Here is a 15,576-nt window from a genome sequence, read left to right on the forward strand (position 1 = left end):
CTTCACGGCGAGCGGACCGGCCCACCGCGGCAGACCGGGCGTCACGAGGTGCCAGCCGAGGGGGTGGCCGACGGGGGTGAGGGGGCCGGGGAGGAGGACCCGGCGGAGGGTGAGGCGGACGGCGCGGCGGACCGGGACGGCTTCGTGGCCTTCCGTCCGTCACCGGTGTGCAGGTACTCGTCCCGCGAGAACACCATCGCGCGCTGTCCCGGGTCCCACACCCAGGTCGTGCGGTACTCGTAGCCGGAGATGTCCGCCGGCGAGCGCTCGATCAGCGCCCGCCCGGCCAGCTCCACCCCGAGGATCGCGTCGTTGTCGGCCAGCACCTGCACCAGCCGGTGCTTCTCGACCGTGTAGACCCGTACCGCCGTCTGGTTGGTCGGGTAGAGCCGGAAGCCGAGCGTCAGATCGTCCTTGCCGTCGCCGGTGAGGTCCCGGTAGTACGGCTTCAGCAGCGGGCAGCGCGCCTCGTCGCCGCCGGGCCGGCAGTCCTTCAGCCGGTCCACGGTCCCGTGGTACGCCCCCTTCGACCCGTAGTCGTCCGGCGCCGACCTGATCTCCGCCCCGACCACGTCGACCGGGTCCACCTTGCGGATGTCGTCACCGGGGACCTTGATGCCCTTGACGATCGACCGGGTCGACACGGCGTAGGGGTAGGCCGGGCTGGACGCCGGCTGGAGGTCGGGCCAGAGCTTGGCGGGGCTGACCGCCGTCGGGGTCGGCCCGGCGGCCCGCAGCGCGCCGCGGTCCCCGCACCCCGATGCCGTCACCGACAGCAGGGCGACGGCGACCGCGGCGAGGGCGATACGCACGGGACGGCGGGCTGGCACGGTGCTCCTGGGGCTGACGGAGGGGCGGACCGACGGGCGAGCCGACGGGCGGGCGGGTGGGCGGACTGGTCGGTGCGGGGGGCGGACGGGACCCCGTACAACCTTATGCGCAGTCTCGTATTGCTCGTAATTTTGTAGGGAAGTCCTTTTTATTCCCCGAGAGTGGTGCTGCGCAGAGGTTACTCGGCCAGATCTTCGAGCAGCCGGACGGTCGGCAGTCCCGCGCGCAGGTACTCCACGAACAGCTCGTTGTGCAGCGCCCAGGCCGAGCGGCGGGCCCGGATCAGCTGGATCACCTCGTCCGGCGAGGAGTGTCCGCGCTGGACCAGGGCGTGGGCGACGACCAGACCCGAGCGGTTGTACCCGTGGTAGCAGCGCACGAGCACCCGGCGCCCGGAGTCCAGCGCCTCGTTCGCCGCGCCCGCCAGCCGCATCACCCCGGCGAGCTGCGTCCCGTCCAGCGGTCCGTCGGGAATCGGCCACACATGGTGCTCGACGCCCGGATCGGGGCCGTGCCCCGGCAGCCGCAGCAGCGTCTGCACCACGTCGAACTCGTCCCGCACCACGACGGGCTCCGCCCGCCCGGAACGCCCCCGGACCTCGTGCCCGCCCATCCACAGGCCGGGCACGATCTCGCTCCACGCACGCTCCGGAGCCGGTACGGCGGGCTGCCTCCCGCGGATCCGCAACGGCGCCTCCCCAACTCCCCTGCACAGGGCCGTCCTCCAGGGCCTTTCTTCAAGGTAACCGGTCTTGCCCCCGGAGCACCCCGCCTGTTCCCATGGTCGAGGGGTGATGGCGCATGAACGCACTGCGCGTGGTGCCGGCCTATCGGCACGGCCGGGAACGGCTGTACGTCTGCCGCCCGGACGGCAGCAACGTCGCCTGGTACGACCGGGAGGCGGGCCGGGTGAACCTGCTCGGCGAGGACAGCAGGGACGACGTACTCCACGCCCTGAAACCCTTTCTGACCGGCCCGGTGACCGTGGGCCCGCCCCCGGTCCCGACCCCGGCCGAACTGGCCCGGCTGACCCTGCACCCCGACGACGACCTGGCGCCCAACCGCCCCGGCGAGGCCCTGCTCGTCGCCCTCGACCGCGATCCCGGCCCCGCCCACCGGCTGCGCCCCGACCCGCGCCGCCGCGCCCTGGCCGCCGAGCAGGCCGTCGGCCAGGCCCTGGACGCCCTGGAGGGCGCCGGCTGGCACACCCTGCACTCCCTCGCGCTGCCCGGCGGGGACCGCATCCACCATCTGCTGCTCGGCCCCGGCGGCGTCTTCGCCGTCCACGCCCTGTACGCCCGCAAGGCCCGGATCCTGGTCGCCGACCCCCTGGTCACCGTCGGCCGCCGCGAGCCCGAGCCCCTCCTGCGCCGCCTGCGCGCGGACGCCGACCGCGCCTCCTACGCCCTGACCGCCGAGGTCCGCCCGGTCCTGGCCCTCGCGGGCCCCGCCGAGGTGACGGTCGCCGCCCGGCCGCGCGCCCTGCGGATCCTCCAGGACACGGACCTGGCGGACCTGGCCCGGCTGGGCGGGGTGCTGAAGCCGGCGGACGTGGAGGCGCTGCACGGAATGGCGCGGGACCGGAACACGTGGGAGAGGGTGTAGGAGTCACCCGGGCAGCGGAGCCGCCGTCTCCGGGTCCAGCAAGGGTGCCATCAGCTCCCCGAGGTCCCGCAGCCGCGGGGCGATGTCCCGAGCCTGGAACTCCAGCTGGGACGGGTTGCGGCAGTCCGCGACCTCGTCCCAGGTGACCGGGGCGGAGACGAGCGGCGTGGGGCGGGCGCGCAGGGTGTAGGGCGTGGCCGTGGTCTTGCGCGCGGCGTTCTGGCTCCAGTCGACGAACACCTTGCCCGGCCGCAGGCTCCTGGTCATCCGGTGCACCACCAGCCGGGGCATGGCCCGCTCGGCCTCGACGGCGAGCGTCTTGGCGTACTCGCTGGTCCGCTCGGCGGACGAGCCCCGCACGGCGGCCAGCAGATGCAGCCCCTTGGACCCGGCCGTCTTCGGGTACGCCGCGATGCCGTCCGCCGCGAGCCGCTCGCGCAGCCACAGGGCCACCTCGCAGCAGTGGACGAGATGGGCGGGCGGCCCCGGATCGAGATCGAACACCAGCCGGTCGGCCTCGTCGGGGCGCTGCACGAGCCACTGGTGCGTATGGAACTCGGTGACGAGATTCGCGGCCCAGACGAGGCTGGCCAGATCCTGTACGACGACCATCCGGGCCGGCCCCTCCGAGCGGGGCACCTCGGCGGTGGTGACCCACTCGGGCGTACCCGGCGGCACGTTCTTGGTGAAGAACACCTGCCCGTCGGGCCCGTCCGGATAGCGCAGGAAGGACACGGCCCGGTCGCGCAGATGCGGCAGCAGCGCGTCGGCGCTGGTCGCGTAGTAGTGCACCAGCTCCGCCTTGGTGAAACCCGTCCGCGGATACAGCACCTTCTCCAGGTTGCTGAGCGCGACCCGCCGGCCCGCCACCTCTGTGATAGGCGTCATAAGATGACAATCCCAGATGAACAGGAAAAACCAGCGAAACCGGTGGAACCGTCGGAAGGGCGGGTGCGGCACGTGCGGTCGATATGGAACGGCGCGATCTCCTTCGGTCTCGTCAGCATCCCGATCAAGCTGGTGAACGCCACGGAGAGCCACTCGGTCTCCTTCCGCCAGATCCACACCGAGGACGGCGGCCGCATCCGCTACCGCAAGGTCTGCGAACTGGAGGACCGCGAGGTCAGCGCCGCGGAGATCGGCAAGGGCTACGAGGACGCGGACGGCACGATCATCCCGATCACCGACGACGACCTCTCCCACCTCCCCATCCCCACCGCCCGCACGATCGAGATCGTGGCCTTCGTGCCGGCCGACCGGATCGACCCGCTCCAGATGGACGCGGCGTACTACCTGGCCGCGAGCGGGGTCCCGGCCGCGAAGCCGTACGTCCTCCTCCGGGAGGCCCTGAAGCGCAGCAACAAGGTGGCCATCGCGAAGTACGCCCTGCGCGGCCGCGAACGCCTCGGCATGCTGCGGGTGGTCGGCGACGCCATCGCCATGCACGGCCTGCTCTGGCCGGACGAGGTACGCGCCCCCGAGGGCGTCGCCCCGGACACCGACGTCACCGTCCGCGACAAGGAACTCGACCTCGCCGACGCCCTGATGGACACCCTGGGCGAGGTCGACCTGGCGGACCTGCACGACGAGTACCGGGAGGCCCTGGAGGAGGTCATCGCCGCGAAGGCCTCCGGCGAGGCCCCGCCCGAGACCCCGGCCCCGGCGGCCGGCGGCAAGGTCCTCGACCTGATGGCGGCGCTGGAGAGCAGCGTGCGAGCGGCCCGCGAGTCCCGGGGCGAACCCCCCTCGGACGTCGAGGCGGAGGTCAGACGCCTGCCACGCAAGACCGCCGCCACCCAGAAGAAGACTCCGGCCGCCAAGAAGACGGCGACGGCGAAGAAGCCTGCGGCCAAGTCCGCGGCGAAGAAGACCGCCAAGCCGACGACGAAGAAGACCGCGTCCCGCAAACGGTCGGCCTAAGGGCGCGACGACGCCCGGCGGCGGACCTGAGCCAGGGCTGAGCCGCACACAAAAAACCCCGCCCAGCGAACTCGCTGACGGCGGGGTCTTTCGGCACTTCCTGTGAAGTGCCCCCGGCAGGATTCGAACCTGCGCACACGGCTCCGGAGGGCCTGGCCTTTGACTCTCAGGCGGTTCTGCATGTCAGGGCGCTGCAACTGCTCGGCCGGCTGAGGTGCGTCCACAGGTGGTCCACGGTAGCCATTGCTTCCACTGAGGCCGGGATGCCTACAGGATGGCAAGGCTCCGTGCTTCCGTGCTGGCCGGGTGTGGAGAGTCCAGTCCCCGCGCAAAAAGAGCAGCTCGTTTTGCGTTAGAGTTGCGGCCCGGACCTTTGATACCGGGCGTCACGGCAGAGGAAGGACATCTCGGACTTGAGCGCCAAGAGTAGCGCCCCCGAGGAGGCTGTACGCCAGCGCGTGCTTGCCGACCTCAAGAAGCTGGGCTGGAAGGAGACGCAGCTACGGAAGGAGTGGCGCGTACCGGACACCCCACATGACCTAACGAAGCGTGAACGTGGGCAATCCTTCGAAGCCTGCGGTCGAGCGGACTTGGCTGCCTTCGCAGACGACTCCGGTGAATCACACGCGCTGCAGGTGCTGTTTGAGTTCAAGGCGCCTTCGATCTCCGAGGGCAAAGAACAGCTCATCCGGTACCTAGCTTCGGAGCCCCTGGTCCGCATGGGGTACTGGACCAACGGCATCGAGAGCCTGGCGGTCTACAAGTCGCACACCAACGACTGGATCGAGCAGAAGAACGCTCATCTGCCGCACCCCGGCGAGGACCTGACCGCACCGCCGACCACCCCGCCCACCTGGCATGACCTGGAGGTCCCCACCGAGGCTGCGCTGTCGGCCGCACTGCGCCGCCTCGTAGCCACTGTGGTGGTGAGTGACTCGCGTTCGACCCGTCGCGAGGACCAGCTTCGGGAGCTGCTGCACGTCATTCTGGTCAAGGTGGAGTCGGACGCCTGGGCATCTGGCTCAGCCAACCAGGACAAGCCGGTCCCCTTCAGGATTTACGGCGACAAGGCGTCCATGATTCAGGTGACCGCCGAGCAGATCCGGCAGCAGTTCCGGAGCTACTTCGCTCGGCAGCGCAACCGGGTCTTCAACCCGGACGACCGCGATGAGATCCTTCTGAGAGAGGAGACGATCTTCGCCGTCGTCGACACCTTGGCCCCGTGGCGGATCTTGGGCGATCAGGTCGATCTGTTGTCCAAAGCATTCCAGATCTTCCGGACCAAAGCGCTGAAGTCAGGTGAGGGCCAGTTCCTCACCCCACAACGGGTCATCCGGCCATGCGTTTCCATCATGGAGATCACCTCGCGCGACAAGGTGATCGACCCCGCCTGCGGCACTGGCGGATTCATCGTCGAGGCGCTGCGGCAGGTGCAGGAGCGGGAGTTTCCTGGCGACGACGAGACGTGGCGGCTGGTCAAGTTCGCCAACGATAATCTGTACGGCGTCGATATCGACCCACTCAACGTCAAGCTCGCTCGGGCCATGATGATAGCTATGCGCGACGGCTCCACTCACGTCCTTCTCGGTGACGCCGTTCGGCAGCACACTTGGCCAGCTCAGTTTCCCCGGCTGAAGGAGGAACTGGGCGGAAATGGTCAAAGCCTGGTGGCGGAGTCGTTCACGGTTGTCCTCACCAACCCGCCTTTTGGAGAAGACCTTAAGGTTAGGGCGTCAGACGCCCGTGCCGCCGGGTACACGATCTCCAAAGCGGCTGCCAGCGGCCGCAAAGAGTACGTCGACCTGGAAATCGGCTTGATGTACTTGGAGCTGGCTCACCGGCTCCTGCAGGTGGGCGGCCGAGTCGGGATTGTCCTCCCGGAAACCTACTTCTTCTCCTATAAGTACCGGTGGCTGCCTTCCTGGATGGAGGGTAGGTTTGAGCTTCGAGGCATGTTCAACATCGCCATGGAAGCATTCGAGGAATTCTGCAGGGCCAAGACTAACTTCTACGTCTTCGAGAAGGTCGGCAACGGGCCTGAGGGAATGGTGCAGACGGAACTGACAGAGGAGAAGCAAGTCTGATGCCCGCGATCAATGGGCCGTCCTGGTTCTCCGAGGAAACGGTCACAGTCTCTACAGCGCCGACATGCGGTCTGACTAAGGGCGGGCGGCTCCTGCCACTCCTCGATCTCAAGACCGGCGCTCGCGTCATGACAACTGACCCTGAGACAGGTCAGCCAGTGACAGCCATCAATGATGTGCTACTCAGTGACGCACTTGCTCTCCAGCGCGGAGAGCGGACCAGCACCATGCGCGACATTCCAGCGTCAGAAGTTCTGCCACGGACCCGCGTTCCGGTTTACTATGACCGTCGGTATCATGAGCACTTCATTTCCGAGATGAAGACGGAACGCTTTAAAGGGTTCCGCAGTGCCACCCTTGCAGAACTGGCAGAAAGCGAGATCATCACCATTCGTGGTGGCCACGGATCGCCATCGTCCGGCGAGCGGATCGGGAACGTACCTTACATTAAGGTCTCTGATTTGCGGGCTGGGTTCGTGAACATCAACCCCACGAATCGGGTGCCCCGGTCCATCGCTGAAGCCTTCTGGAAAGGCCCTAGCTCTCGACTGCAAGCTTTCGATATTCTGTGTCCAGAACGCACGAGTAAGAATATTGGCGACTTCTGCGTCTTGATGCCGGGTCAAGAGCAATTGCTCCTGACTAAGGAAATCATCGTGATTCGGCCCGGACCGCGAGCGGAGTTTGACTCCTTCTATCTACTGTGGGCGATGACGCTGAAGATCGTACGAGAGCAGTGGAAACGCGTCATTTTCATGCAGACGAATCGCGAGGACGTGGGCGATCGGTACCTGGAGATCGAAGTTCCGGTGCCCGATGATCCAGAGACGGCTGCAAGGGTGTCGCAACCGTTCCGTAGCTACTACCAAACCGTGGCGAAGGCTAGGACAAGTCTAGGGCAATATCTCGCTAATTCTGGCGAGCACCACTTCTTTGTGTCGGACTCGGAAGGTGATATCGAGACGCAAGAGGAAGAGGAAATGGCCTAGAAAAAAACGAGTCGCCCGAAAAAACCGTTCGGGCGACTCGTTTGCAGTAGCGGGGACAGGATTTGAACCTGCGACCTCTGGGTTATGAGCCCAGCGAGCTACCGAGCTGCTCCACCCCGCGTCGTTGAGTGCAGTAAGGCTACAGTACACGTCGCCTCGCGCACGACCAGGAGCCGCTCCCCGTTGGGGTTGCCTTCCCGTTCCCGAAGCTGCCGGTTTGATCATCAGGAGCCGGCTGTTGGTGGAGGGCGGTCACCATCTAGCCACCGCTTTAGGAGTTCGATCTACGCCCGCCCCTGGTGCCGCCGTCGGCTGATCCGACGTTCGCCCGGGGGCGCCGCTGTGTGCCGCCGTCCGGCCTCGTTGATGTCAGCCGTGGATGTCAGAAGTCGCCCTGTGAGCAGCGGCTAACCGTTGATCGGGATCTCGTAGACGATCTCGCAATGGGCGGCGGGCACCACGATGTCCGCCGTCTCCACGGGCTGCCCCTGATCGCTGTAGTACGTCCGCCGGATGTGTGTGACGAGCGCGGCCTTCTGGATGCCGAGTATCGACGCCTCCTCGGCGGTCGCCTGCCGTGGCTCGGGCTGTTCCACGGCGTGGCTGACGGTGATGCCGATCGCGGCCATGCGGTTCACGACACCCGCCCCTGCGTGCGGCCCTCCCTCGGGGAGGACGACGAGAGTGCCGGCGGTGAGGTCGTACGGCTCCCAGCTCGTCGACAGCTGCACGGGCCTGCCGTCGGCCAGGAATTCGTACGTGGTGCGGACGCACAGGTCGCCCTCGGCGATGCCGAGCCGCGTCGCGATGTCCGCCGGCGCCGGGACCTTGGCATCGGTCCGGCTCTCCCAATCGCCTTGCTTGCCCACGGCGTTCATGTCAGCGCGGAACGGTGATCCGCTGGGCTGCTCCCTGGCCGACGACCGGACGACCCGAACCCGCTGCCGGGGCTCGGCGACGTACGTGCCCGATCCGGCACGACCCTCCAGCACACCCTGGGAGATCAGCAGTTCCTGCGCCCGTCGGACCACGTTCTCGCCCACGCCGCACTCCTGGCCGATCTGGGCGCGGGACGGCAGGCGATCCCCCGGCTCCCATACGTGCTCCGCGATCCGCCGCCGGAGTTCGTCGGCGATACGGAGATAGGGCGGCTGCTCAGGCATATGGAAAATCTAGTCCACTAGCTCTAATCTAGTTAACTAGCTTCACTGAAAGTGATCGTCGGTTGACGGAGGCTGCCCTGTGCCCGCTTCGGGAGTTAGCGCGGCGGCCATCGCTGCCCGGCTGTCCGCCGTCGGGCTCGTCGCGCGAGTGGAGGAGCACGACCGGTACGCGTCGGTCGAAGCGGAGGTGCCGGACACGCTCTCCGCCGATTTATGGCGGGAGGTCCTGGAAGCGGTGGCGGACGCCGATCGGTTCGGTCTCGTCGCCACCAGCCTGAACGGCCGCACCCTCTGGGCGGTCGTACGCAAAGCGGTCCCCACGACGGGCGATGTCGGGGGACCAGCCATCAGCGATAGGAGCTGAGTAGCGTGCTCAACCGTATCCGCCGTGCCGTCTCGCTCACCAGAGCGCGGTACGCGCCCAAGGGCAGGCACCGCCGGCCTTTAACGTCCTTCCGGCCGAGGACTGTTGCCGAGCCCGCTGCGTCTCGTGACGGACTGGCGGCAGCCTTGGGACAAGCGCCGGACACCGAGTACTGCGCGGACTTGCTCTCGGGCGAGGACAACGCGCTCGTCCGTCCGTATGTGCTGGCCTGGGAGAACCGAGTACGGCCGCGCGCGGTGGTTGTCGCTTCTCATCTGTCGACTGAAGCCTGGTCCGCGCTGGCGGAGGTCCGCTGATGCCTTCCCGTCAACAGCCCCACGTCGCGGACGCCTCGGCTGCCCCCTACCGATCGATCGCATGCCGGATCGGCACGCACTCCGCCTGCGCGGAGTCCTCCCCAGTCTCGGCACCGGTCGACCTGCCGGTGGTCTACGAGGCGTGCGACTGCCCGTGCCACTCGACGCCCGCCCAGTCCGCGGCACCGGAGGTGAAGCGGTGATCGTCCCTGCCCCCGCCGGCGCGCTGGCATCCAACGTTGAGGTCACTGCGACCACCGTTCGGCGCGGCGACATCATCCAGATCGGCGGCCGGGCATGTCGTGTGGGAAACCTCTTCCAACTGCCCAACGGTGCCAAGCAACTTCTCTTCGAGTCGGGCGAGTTGCTGACCATACACGCACGGACTCGGCTGGTTGCCGTGCGGATGATGAGAAGGCGGTGATCGGGGCCATGGCCTCTCGCCATCACGACATCGCCGACGACCTCCGGCATCAGATCTCGGCCGGTCGCATCAAGCCCGGCGAACGCCTTCCGTCTGAGTCTGGACTGGCCGGCCAATACAAGGTCAGTACGGCGACGCTGCGGAGCGCTCTCGCTGTGCTTCAGGGGGAAGGCCTCGTCGAGAAGATCCACGGCAAGGGCAACTTCGTTCGCCGCCCCCTCCGCAAGATCACGTACGTCGGTGGATGGGGCACGCTGGACCCCCGGACTGCCGCTGACACGGGCCTGCGCGTCACGATCCACACTACCGCGATGGGCGCGCGTGGGGCTCTGCCAGCCCTGCTGTGCGTCCCGAACGGTAGCCCACTGACCGAATTCCTCTGCCTCAGCTACGAGGGAGAGTCCCCGCACAGCCTGGCCCGCATCTACGTCCCGCACGACCTGGCGCCGAACGTGGTGTCCGGCGACGGATCCTCAAGCGCGCGAGCGCACGCGAGCTTCACCGTGCCGAACCCTCCGCCGGCAGAGGTCCGTGAGACGGTCTCCGCCCGGCTCCCGACACCAGATGAGGCGTCGACTCTCCGGATCAACTCAGCCTTGGCGGTCCTCGCGATCACACGCGTCGCAGCCGACACGGCCGGGCGAGTCGTCGAAGCCGCGCTCTTGGTGTTCCCGGGGGACCGCGTCGATGCAGTCTTCACCACCCACCACGTGATCGATGAGAGGAAGACGCAAGGATGACGGCACGGAACGAACTACGGCTCCTCCCGTGGTTGGGCCGGGAGGGCAAACCCTGCTACCTCAGCACCGACGACGGAAACGGCCACATGTCCCGCCTGGCGGACAACATCGAGGCCGTACAACTCGGCATGGCGGCTGAACTGTTGGACCATGCCTCGGAAACCCTCGGCGACGAGGACCCGGCCCCCGAGGACGTGCGCCTCCTGGCAAACAAGCTGACTGGAGCCCTGCGAGACGTACTCCGCGTAGCGATCAGCCGCGGTCACCTCCTGGCAGCGAGTGAACCTCACCACCTCTGAAGCGGAAGGTCGGCCACGACCGCTGCCAGCGGAAGCCTTCGCCTCAGCAGTCACGGGGGAGAAGCCACTGCAAAGCCCCGGCTTCTCTCCCCGTTGCGTCATTTCCTGACCATGAGCCGATCCGCCGCACGCACCCTGATTCAGCGGGCACCGTAACGGATCGCCTCTCCTTCTGTCTCGATTGGTAGGGGGGGAACGGTGCGCCCTGTCGCCTGCTGATGCCGTGCTTTACCGTCTCCATGTATGGGGGATCGACGCGAGAAGTTCGACAGAGGGCAATACGTCGGGAATGATCTGACAGGCAACGTAAACGGGCCTGTAGGACAGTTCGGAACGGTCCACGGAAGCGTGCATATGCACTGGTCCGGCACGACACAGGACCCGGACAAGCTGGCCCGCCGCATGGCCAAGGCGATGAGGAAGGAAGCGGAGGCCAAGGAAGCTGCTGAGGCTGAGGCGGCCTATGAATCAGAGGTTGCAGAGCTGGAGGCGCGTGCGAGCACGCGCAAGCGCTGTGCGGGCATATGCCTAGTTCTCGCTGTTGCCTCGTGCCTCACATTTGGGTTTCTCACCGGTCGGTGGGCCGCGCCTGTTGCGCTCTCCACCGTCGGTGCGATTGTCCTGTTCCGCTGGATCGCACCCGCCGCGTACCCGGAGCAGGAGGAGATCGACTCCGAAGGGCACGAAGAGACCTGGGAGACGTGGGAGTCCTACGAAACATGGGAATATGAGGAGAGTTGGGAGGTTTGGGAAGAAGGTGACTAAGAGCCACCCTTGAGCCCTCATCCGCGGAACCCCGAGGTCTCCCGAGAGGTATGACACCTGGCGGCGCCCGCCAATGGTGATCTTGTAGGCGGACGGCGTATCTTCCGCCGTATGAGTGAACAGCCGTCTGTGCGCAACGAGTTGAACGGCAACGTTGGTGGGCCCGTGGTTCAGTCCGGGGCCATACACGGCAATGTAGTTATCCACCCGCCCGCGCAGGCCCAGACTTCCCTCGAACGCTTGGCAGCCAGGCTGGAAGCGCAGCAGCATGCTGAGGATGCGGCGGCTGCCGCCGCGGCGATGGCGCAGGCCAAGCGGCTAAGCACAGTGCGTCGGCGTAAAAGGATCTTCTTTTGGTTGGTCCTGGCATGCCAGGCTGTTGGGATGGGGTGGGCGAAACTCGGCCACCTAACGATTGAAGGGCTTTTCGTGTGGGCGGTGGCCTCGCTGCTCGCTCTTCTTGGCTACGCGGGCGCCAAGTACGAGATCCGCTTCGGCCGTCGAGTGCCCTGGGCCTCCTTCATGAACATGTAGTAGCGGAACGTCTTACCTGTGCGTGTCGGCTGGCATACAGCCACTCATGAGCCGTTCAGTGGTTGACGTAGCGCACGGCGTCAGCGCTGTAGTCATAGGGGATCAGGCGGTAGGCTAACTGCCCCGCCGCTCAAAGGGGGTTCGATGGAAGCTGAGCTGATGGCGCTCGCTGCAGCAGGCGCTACGACATTCGTTCAGCAAATGGCGGCACACTCATGGGCACAAGCTCGTGATCGCATAGTGTCGTTCTTTTCCCGCCGTGGCAGCGAGGAAGGCATGATCGCGCGGGAGCTAGAGACCTCGCGCAGCGAATTGGCGTTGGCGATAGAAGGCGGCGATGAACAGACGGCCTCGGATGTAGAGGCGGAGTGGCGTACGCGACTGCGGCGCACACTAGCCTCGATCTTGCATGAGGGTCCGTCAGCTTGCTGACGGACCCTTTCGGCTCGTTCGGGGCGGAGATTCCTGGCGGTGTGCAGGCTGACGGCCCGGCTGCCGCGTCGGGTGGGCGCCGGGTTCCACGCTCCGGTCGGGTGTGGTGCTGCTCGTAGGGACGGGAAGTTGTTGGTCAGCCAGGGTTCGGCAGAGCCGTGAGCCGTTGCAGGGCGTCGATGATCACGTCGGCCCAGGGCCAGTGCCTGGCGAAGCGGAGGATGCGGCGGCGTCCGGTAGTGACGAGCTGGGCGGCCGCGGAGAACAGCCGCAGCCGCAGACGGCGAGGCTCCCACCGGCGGGCCTGTCCGGTGAGGGCGAGCAGGGGCATCCAGGCCAGGAGGTCCAGAGCGATCTGGACGATCTCCAGCCAGATCTGGTTCTGTGCGGCGTCGTGGAGCGGGAGGTTGCGCAGGCCGGTGGCGCGGGCAGCGCGGATGCGGTCCTCGGCCCGGGCCCGCTGGCGGTGGCGCAGCTCCAGCTCGGCGATCGGAGCGTTCTTGGTGTTGGTGGCGAAGCAGGTCAAGCGCATGCCGTCGGCGTCGGTGAAGCGCAACTGGGCGCCGGGGTGCGGCCGTTCCTTCCGCACGATCAGCCGCATGCCCGTGGGCCAGCCCTTGAGGCAGTCGCCGTCGAGTTCGGCCACCCAAGCGCCGTCGCGGATCTCGCCGTCGGGCTCGACGGCCGGCGTCCAGGCCGATGCGGGAACCTTCAGGACAGCGGCGTGCATAGCGTCGGTGATGGTCATGCCGACCGAGTAGGACAACCACCGGCCGCGGGCGGAAAGCCAGTCAACGAACTCGTGGGTGCCCCCGCCCGAGTCGGTACGGATCAGTGTCTGCCGTCCCCGTCGGTACTTCTCCGGCAGCTGTTTCAGGGCGAGTCGGGCGGCTTCGATGTGGTCTGCGGCGGTGTTGCTGCCCGCGTTCCCGGGCCGCAGTAGCCCGACCACCGGCTCCCCGGCCCCGCCCCGTCCGTGGTCGACGAACCCCATCAGCGGGTGGTGCCCGAAGGTCTTCTTCCAGGTCGCGGCCGCATCCTGCTTCTCGGAATGCGCGAGGACGAGCACCCCGTCCAGGTCCACGATCACCTGCCCGGCCGCGTCCGGCGCCGCGTCACCGGCCAGCCCCCATACCTTTTCGCGGACTTGAGCGCGGGCCTGCCACAGTGCGGTCAGCGCGCGCTTCCCGCTCGCGGCCAGCGTGTCGATCAGCCGGGACACCGTCGGATCGGAGGCCACCGGCCCGAACACCGCCGGCTCGGCCCGCAGCATGCCCACATCGGCCAGACAGTCTCCGCCCAGCGCGACCGCGAGCGCCACATCCAGCAGGACCTTGCCCGGATCATGCACCGTCCGCGGCTTGCGCCACGGCGTCAATGCCGCCGATATCGCCTGATCCAGACCGGTCTTGCGGATCGTCTCCACCAGCAGCACCCCGCCGGCCTGGGAGACCACCCCGCGACCACCGCCTTCAGTACGGACACGCGGGTAGGACCCGATACGCTTCCTCACCTGGAGAGTGCTTCTTTCATGCGACGACCTGGACCCTAGACAAGTCCCATCGTTGCAGGTCAGGAGCACTCTCCGCGTTTCTGATCACCCACCGGACGGCCTGCCACGTGAAAGCGCGAGGCTAACGGCTGACATCCGTGGCGTACCCCATCTGCGAGGTAAATACCAGCATTGGCGCCCCCAGGGCGCTTGGCAAACGGAAGATCACTTCTCAGACGGGACTCTCCGCCTTCTTGGGTTGCTGTGGGCGGTGGCGGAGACGAAGGGTCCGTTGCTGCTGGAGGAGCCAGAGCTTTCACTGCACCCAGAAGTTGTGCGGTACATTCCGCAGATGTTTGCCAGGGTCCAACGTAAGTCTGGCCGACAGATCCTTGTGAGTTCGCACTCGCCCGAAATCCTTAACGATCCGGGTATCGGCTCAGATGAAGTCTTGGCGCTGCTTCCCGAATCTGAGGGTACTGCTGTATCCTCCCTTGCCGAGCGGGAGGATTTGCAGGCGATGCGCGATGCTGGGGTTCCGCTAGGCGATATCCTGAAAAGCCTTACCGCCCCTGATGAGGCCGGACAGCTCAGCTTCTTCGTGGGGTGAATGTGCTTCCAATCACGGCAGCAGTTGAAGGCCCGTCCGATGAGGGCGCTGTAAAAGCCATTCTAAGGGAATGTGGATTTTCGGTTGGCTTGCGGCAGGGGCGAAATGGGTGTAGCAACATCATTAAAAAGTTGCCAGCTTACAACAACGCGGCGAAGTTCTCCCCGTGGTTCATCCTGCTGGACCTGGATTCGATAGATGCCTGCGTGGTCGATAGAGCGAGGGGGTGGCTTCCGGATCCATCGCAATACATGGTATTTCGGGTAGCCGTGGTCGAGCTTGAGTCGTGGCTCTTGGCCGATGGCGAGAAAATTTCACAATTTCTCGGTGTAGCGCAGAGTAAAATTCCAAAGAATCCGGATTCTTTGGCCGATCCGAAGCAGGAGATAGTAAATCTTGCTCGCAAGTCACGTAAGCGTGATATACGTGAGGGTCTTGTGCCGCGACAGAACAGCGGCGCGGTTGTCGGGCCAACCTACGTATCCGACATCAAGGATTTCGGTGAGTCCATCTGGCGGCCCCGAATCGCTGCGGAGCAGTCACCGAGCCTTCGCCGCTGTTTGAACCGGCTGGATGAACTGGCGCAGCGGCTGAAGTGACGATAGGGCGGCGGAGCGGGTTTGGCCGGTGGCCTGCCCGGTCTGGGGTCGAGCATGATCAGGGGGCCGTACGCTGGTTGGCAACTCGGGCAGGCTTTGGGCCTGACCGCAATGTGAACGAGTGGCCCCCTGGTCTTGCTCGACGCGGGACCCGGACCGGGGAGGTGGCTAAAGCCGTGGAGTCGACCGCCCCGGCCACGACGTACCCCTTCTCTGGCATCAGGTGGCTGATTGCTGTGCGCGCGGCGCGGGCGCCGGCCGGGCTGGAGCGGGGCGGAGGCAGGAGTGCAGGCCCGGCCGGGGGCCGGGCCGTGCGCGGTGAGCGGAGCGAGTCTCAATGACGGAGTCAAGCCGCTTGCGTGGCCGGTGGGGCGCTGGTGAATGCCCTGTTGTCGCGCAGTAGCGCCC

The 15,576-nt window shown here is 66.6% G+C and carries 18 protein-coding genes and 1 tRNA gene; 13 read left to right on the top strand and 6 right to left on the bottom strand.

From position 1 onward, the window contains the following. Positions 1 to 41: 41 nt before the first annotated feature. Together ACZ4MF_RS39615 and ACZ4MF_RS39620 are read right to left on the bottom strand one after the other, a co-directional pair. Positions 42 to 830 carry a hypothetical protein gene (locus tag ACZ4MF_RS39615; protein ID WP_467497932.1) on the bottom strand — a complete coding sequence of 263 codons (789 nt, stop codon included), beginning with the start codon at positions 828 to 830 and terminating at the stop codon, positions 42 to 44. A gap of 179 nt (positions 831 to 1,009) precedes the next feature. After that, positions 1,010 to 1,519: a protein-tyrosine phosphatase family protein gene (locus tag ACZ4MF_RS39620; RefSeq protein WP_467497934.1), complete on the bottom strand. Its 510-nt coding sequence runs from the start codon at positions 1,517 to 1,519 to the stop codon at positions 1,010 to 1,012. Between the two features lie 113 nt (positions 1,520 to 1,632). Between ACZ4MF_RS39620 and ACZ4MF_RS39625 the strand changes: the two genes are divergently transcribed. Continuing rightward, complete coding sequence (locus ACZ4MF_RS39625) at positions 1,633 to 2,436, top strand: nuclease-related domain-containing protein (protein ID WP_467497936.1); 804 nt, start codon at positions 1,633 to 1,635, stop codon at positions 2,434 to 2,436. A 3-nt stretch (positions 2,437 to 2,439) separates the two neighbouring features. Here ACZ4MF_RS39625 and ligD read toward each other — a convergent pair whose 3' ends face one another. Further along, on the bottom strand, positions 2,440 to 3,324 hold the full coding sequence (gene ligD, locus ACZ4MF_RS39630; protein WP_467497938.1) for a non-homologous end-joining DNA ligase: 885 nt from the start codon (positions 3,322 to 3,324) through the stop codon (positions 2,440 to 2,442). A gap of 72 nt (positions 3,325 to 3,396) precedes the next feature. Here ligD and ku point away from each other — a divergent pair, with 72 nt between their 5' ends. From ku to ACZ4MF_RS39645, 3 genes are all read left to right on the top strand, one after another. Continuing rightward, entirely contained in the window at positions 3,397 to 4,356 is a 960-nt protein-coding gene (ku, locus tag ACZ4MF_RS39635; RefSeq protein ID WP_467497940.1) for a non-homologous end joining protein Ku, read from the top strand. 413 nt (positions 4,357 to 4,769) lie between these two features. Beyond that, complete coding sequence (locus ACZ4MF_RS39640; protein ID WP_467497941.1) at positions 4,770 to 6,440, top strand: N-6 DNA methylase; 1,671 nt, start codon at positions 4,770 to 4,772, stop codon at positions 6,438 to 6,440. After that, positions 6,440 to 7,429: a restriction endonuclease subunit S domain-containing protein gene (locus ACZ4MF_RS39645; protein ID WP_467497943.1), complete on the top strand. Its 990-nt coding sequence runs from the start codon at positions 6,440 to 6,442 to the stop codon at positions 7,427 to 7,429. The genes ACZ4MF_RS39640 and ACZ4MF_RS39645 overlap by 1 nt, the downstream gene beginning before the upstream one ends. Before the next feature lie 47 nt (positions 7,430 to 7,476). On the opposite strand, the gene ACZ4MF_RS39650 is transcribed toward ACZ4MF_RS39645, so the two are convergent. Next, positions 7,477 to 7,550 (bottom strand) — tRNA-Met (locus ACZ4MF_RS39650). Positions 7,551 to 7,836: 286 nt separating this feature from the next. Beyond that, positions 7,837 to 8,592: a GntR family transcriptional regulator gene (locus ACZ4MF_RS39655; protein WP_467497945.1), complete on the bottom strand. Its 756-nt coding sequence runs from the start codon at positions 8,590 to 8,592 to the stop codon at positions 7,837 to 7,839. 79 nt (positions 8,593 to 8,671) lie between these two features. Here ACZ4MF_RS39655 and ACZ4MF_RS39660 point away from each other — a divergent pair, with 79 nt between their 5' ends. The 7 genes from ACZ4MF_RS39660 (at position 8,672) to ACZ4MF_RS39690 (ending at position 12,467) form a co-directional block, all read left to right on the top strand. Then, positions 8,672 to 8,956 (top strand): hypothetical protein, encoded by a 285-nt coding sequence (locus ACZ4MF_RS39660; RefSeq protein ID WP_467497947.1) that lies wholly within the window; start codon positions 8,672 to 8,674, stop codon positions 8,954 to 8,956. A gap of 516 nt (positions 8,957 to 9,472) precedes the next feature. Further along, a complete protein-coding gene (locus ACZ4MF_RS39665; RefSeq protein WP_467497948.1) occupies positions 9,473 to 9,697 on the top strand; it encodes a hypothetical protein in 225 nt (74 codons plus the stop codon). An 8-nt stretch (positions 9,698 to 9,705) separates the two neighbouring features. Continuing rightward, a complete protein-coding gene (locus ACZ4MF_RS39670) occupies positions 9,706 to 10,437 on the top strand; it encodes a GntR family transcriptional regulator (protein WP_467497976.1) in 732 nt (243 codons plus the stop codon). Then, complete coding sequence (locus tag ACZ4MF_RS39675) at positions 10,434 to 10,736, top strand: hypothetical protein (protein WP_467497950.1); 303 nt, start codon at positions 10,434 to 10,436, stop codon at positions 10,734 to 10,736. The genes ACZ4MF_RS39670 and ACZ4MF_RS39675 overlap by 4 nt, the downstream gene beginning before the upstream one ends. A 243-nt stretch (positions 10,737 to 10,979) precedes the next feature. Continuing rightward, a complete protein-coding gene (locus ACZ4MF_RS39680) occupies positions 10,980 to 11,501 on the top strand; it encodes a hypothetical protein (RefSeq protein WP_467497952.1) in 522 nt (173 codons plus the stop codon). A 111-nt stretch (positions 11,502 to 11,612) separates the two neighbouring features. After that, on the top strand, positions 11,613 to 12,035 hold the full coding sequence (locus ACZ4MF_RS39685) for a hypothetical protein (protein WP_467497954.1): 423 nt from the start codon (positions 11,613 to 11,615) through the stop codon (positions 12,033 to 12,035). Positions 12,036 to 12,179: 144 nt separating this feature from the next. Continuing rightward, positions 12,180 to 12,467, top strand: a complete 288-nt coding sequence (locus ACZ4MF_RS39690; protein ID WP_467497955.1) for a hypothetical protein — start codon at positions 12,180 to 12,182, stop codon at positions 12,465 to 12,467. A gap of 136 nt (positions 12,468 to 12,603) precedes the next feature. Here the strand turns inward: ACZ4MF_RS39690 and ACZ4MF_RS39695 are convergent, their stop codons facing one another. Beyond that, on the bottom strand, positions 12,604 to 13,980 hold the full coding sequence (locus tag ACZ4MF_RS39695; RefSeq protein WP_467497957.1) for an IS1380 family transposase: 1,377 nt from the start codon (positions 13,978 to 13,980) through the stop codon (positions 12,604 to 12,606). A gap of 7 nt (positions 13,981 to 13,987) precedes the next feature. Here ACZ4MF_RS39695 and ACZ4MF_RS39700 point away from each other — a divergent pair, with 7 nt between their 5' ends. Beyond that, positions 13,988 to 14,569 (top strand): AAA family ATPase, encoded by a 582-nt coding sequence (locus ACZ4MF_RS39700; protein WP_467497959.1) that lies wholly within the window; start codon positions 13,988 to 13,990, stop codon positions 14,567 to 14,569. A 131-nt stretch (positions 14,570 to 14,700) separates the two neighbouring features. Further along, a complete protein-coding gene (locus tag ACZ4MF_RS39705) occupies positions 14,701 to 15,168 on the top strand; it encodes a hypothetical protein (protein WP_467497961.1) in 468 nt (155 codons plus the stop codon). Positions 15,169 to 15,576 lie beyond the last annotated feature (408 nt).

The organism is Streptomyces sp. NPDC025793 (assembly GCF_055558375.1).

Coding starts and splice junctions, on each gene's coding strand:
- ACZ4MF_RS39625 (WP_467497936.1), top strand. CDS start 1,633: ATGAACGCACTGCGCGTGGTGCCGGCCTATCGGCACGGCCGGGAACGG.
- ligD (WP_467497938.1), bottom strand. CDS start 3,324: ATGACGCCTATCACAGAGGTGGCGGGCCGGCGGGTCGCGCTCAGCAAC.
- ACZ4MF_RS39645 (WP_467497943.1), top strand. CDS start 6,440: ATGCCCGCGATCAATGGGCCGTCCTGGTTCTCCGAGGAAACGGTCACA.
- ACZ4MF_RS39655 (WP_467497945.1), bottom strand. CDS start 8,592: ATGCCTGAGCAGCCGCCCTATCTCCGTATCGCCGACGAACTCCGGCGG.
- ACZ4MF_RS39670 (WP_467497976.1), top strand. CDS start 9,706: ATGGCCTCTCGCCATCACGACATCGCCGACGACCTCCGGCATCAGATC.
- ACZ4MF_RS39675 (WP_467497950.1), top strand. CDS start 10,434: ATGACGGCACGGAACGAACTACGGCTCCTCCCGTGGTTGGGCCGGGAG.
- ACZ4MF_RS39680 (WP_467497952.1), top strand. CDS start 10,980: ATGGGGGATCGACGCGAGAAGTTCGACAGAGGGCAATACGTCGGGAAT.
- ACZ4MF_RS39685 (WP_467497954.1), top strand. CDS start 11,613: ATGAGTGAACAGCCGTCTGTGCGCAACGAGTTGAACGGCAACGTTGGT.
- ACZ4MF_RS39690 (WP_467497955.1), top strand. CDS start 12,180: ATGGAAGCTGAGCTGATGGCGCTCGCTGCAGCAGGCGCTACGACATTC.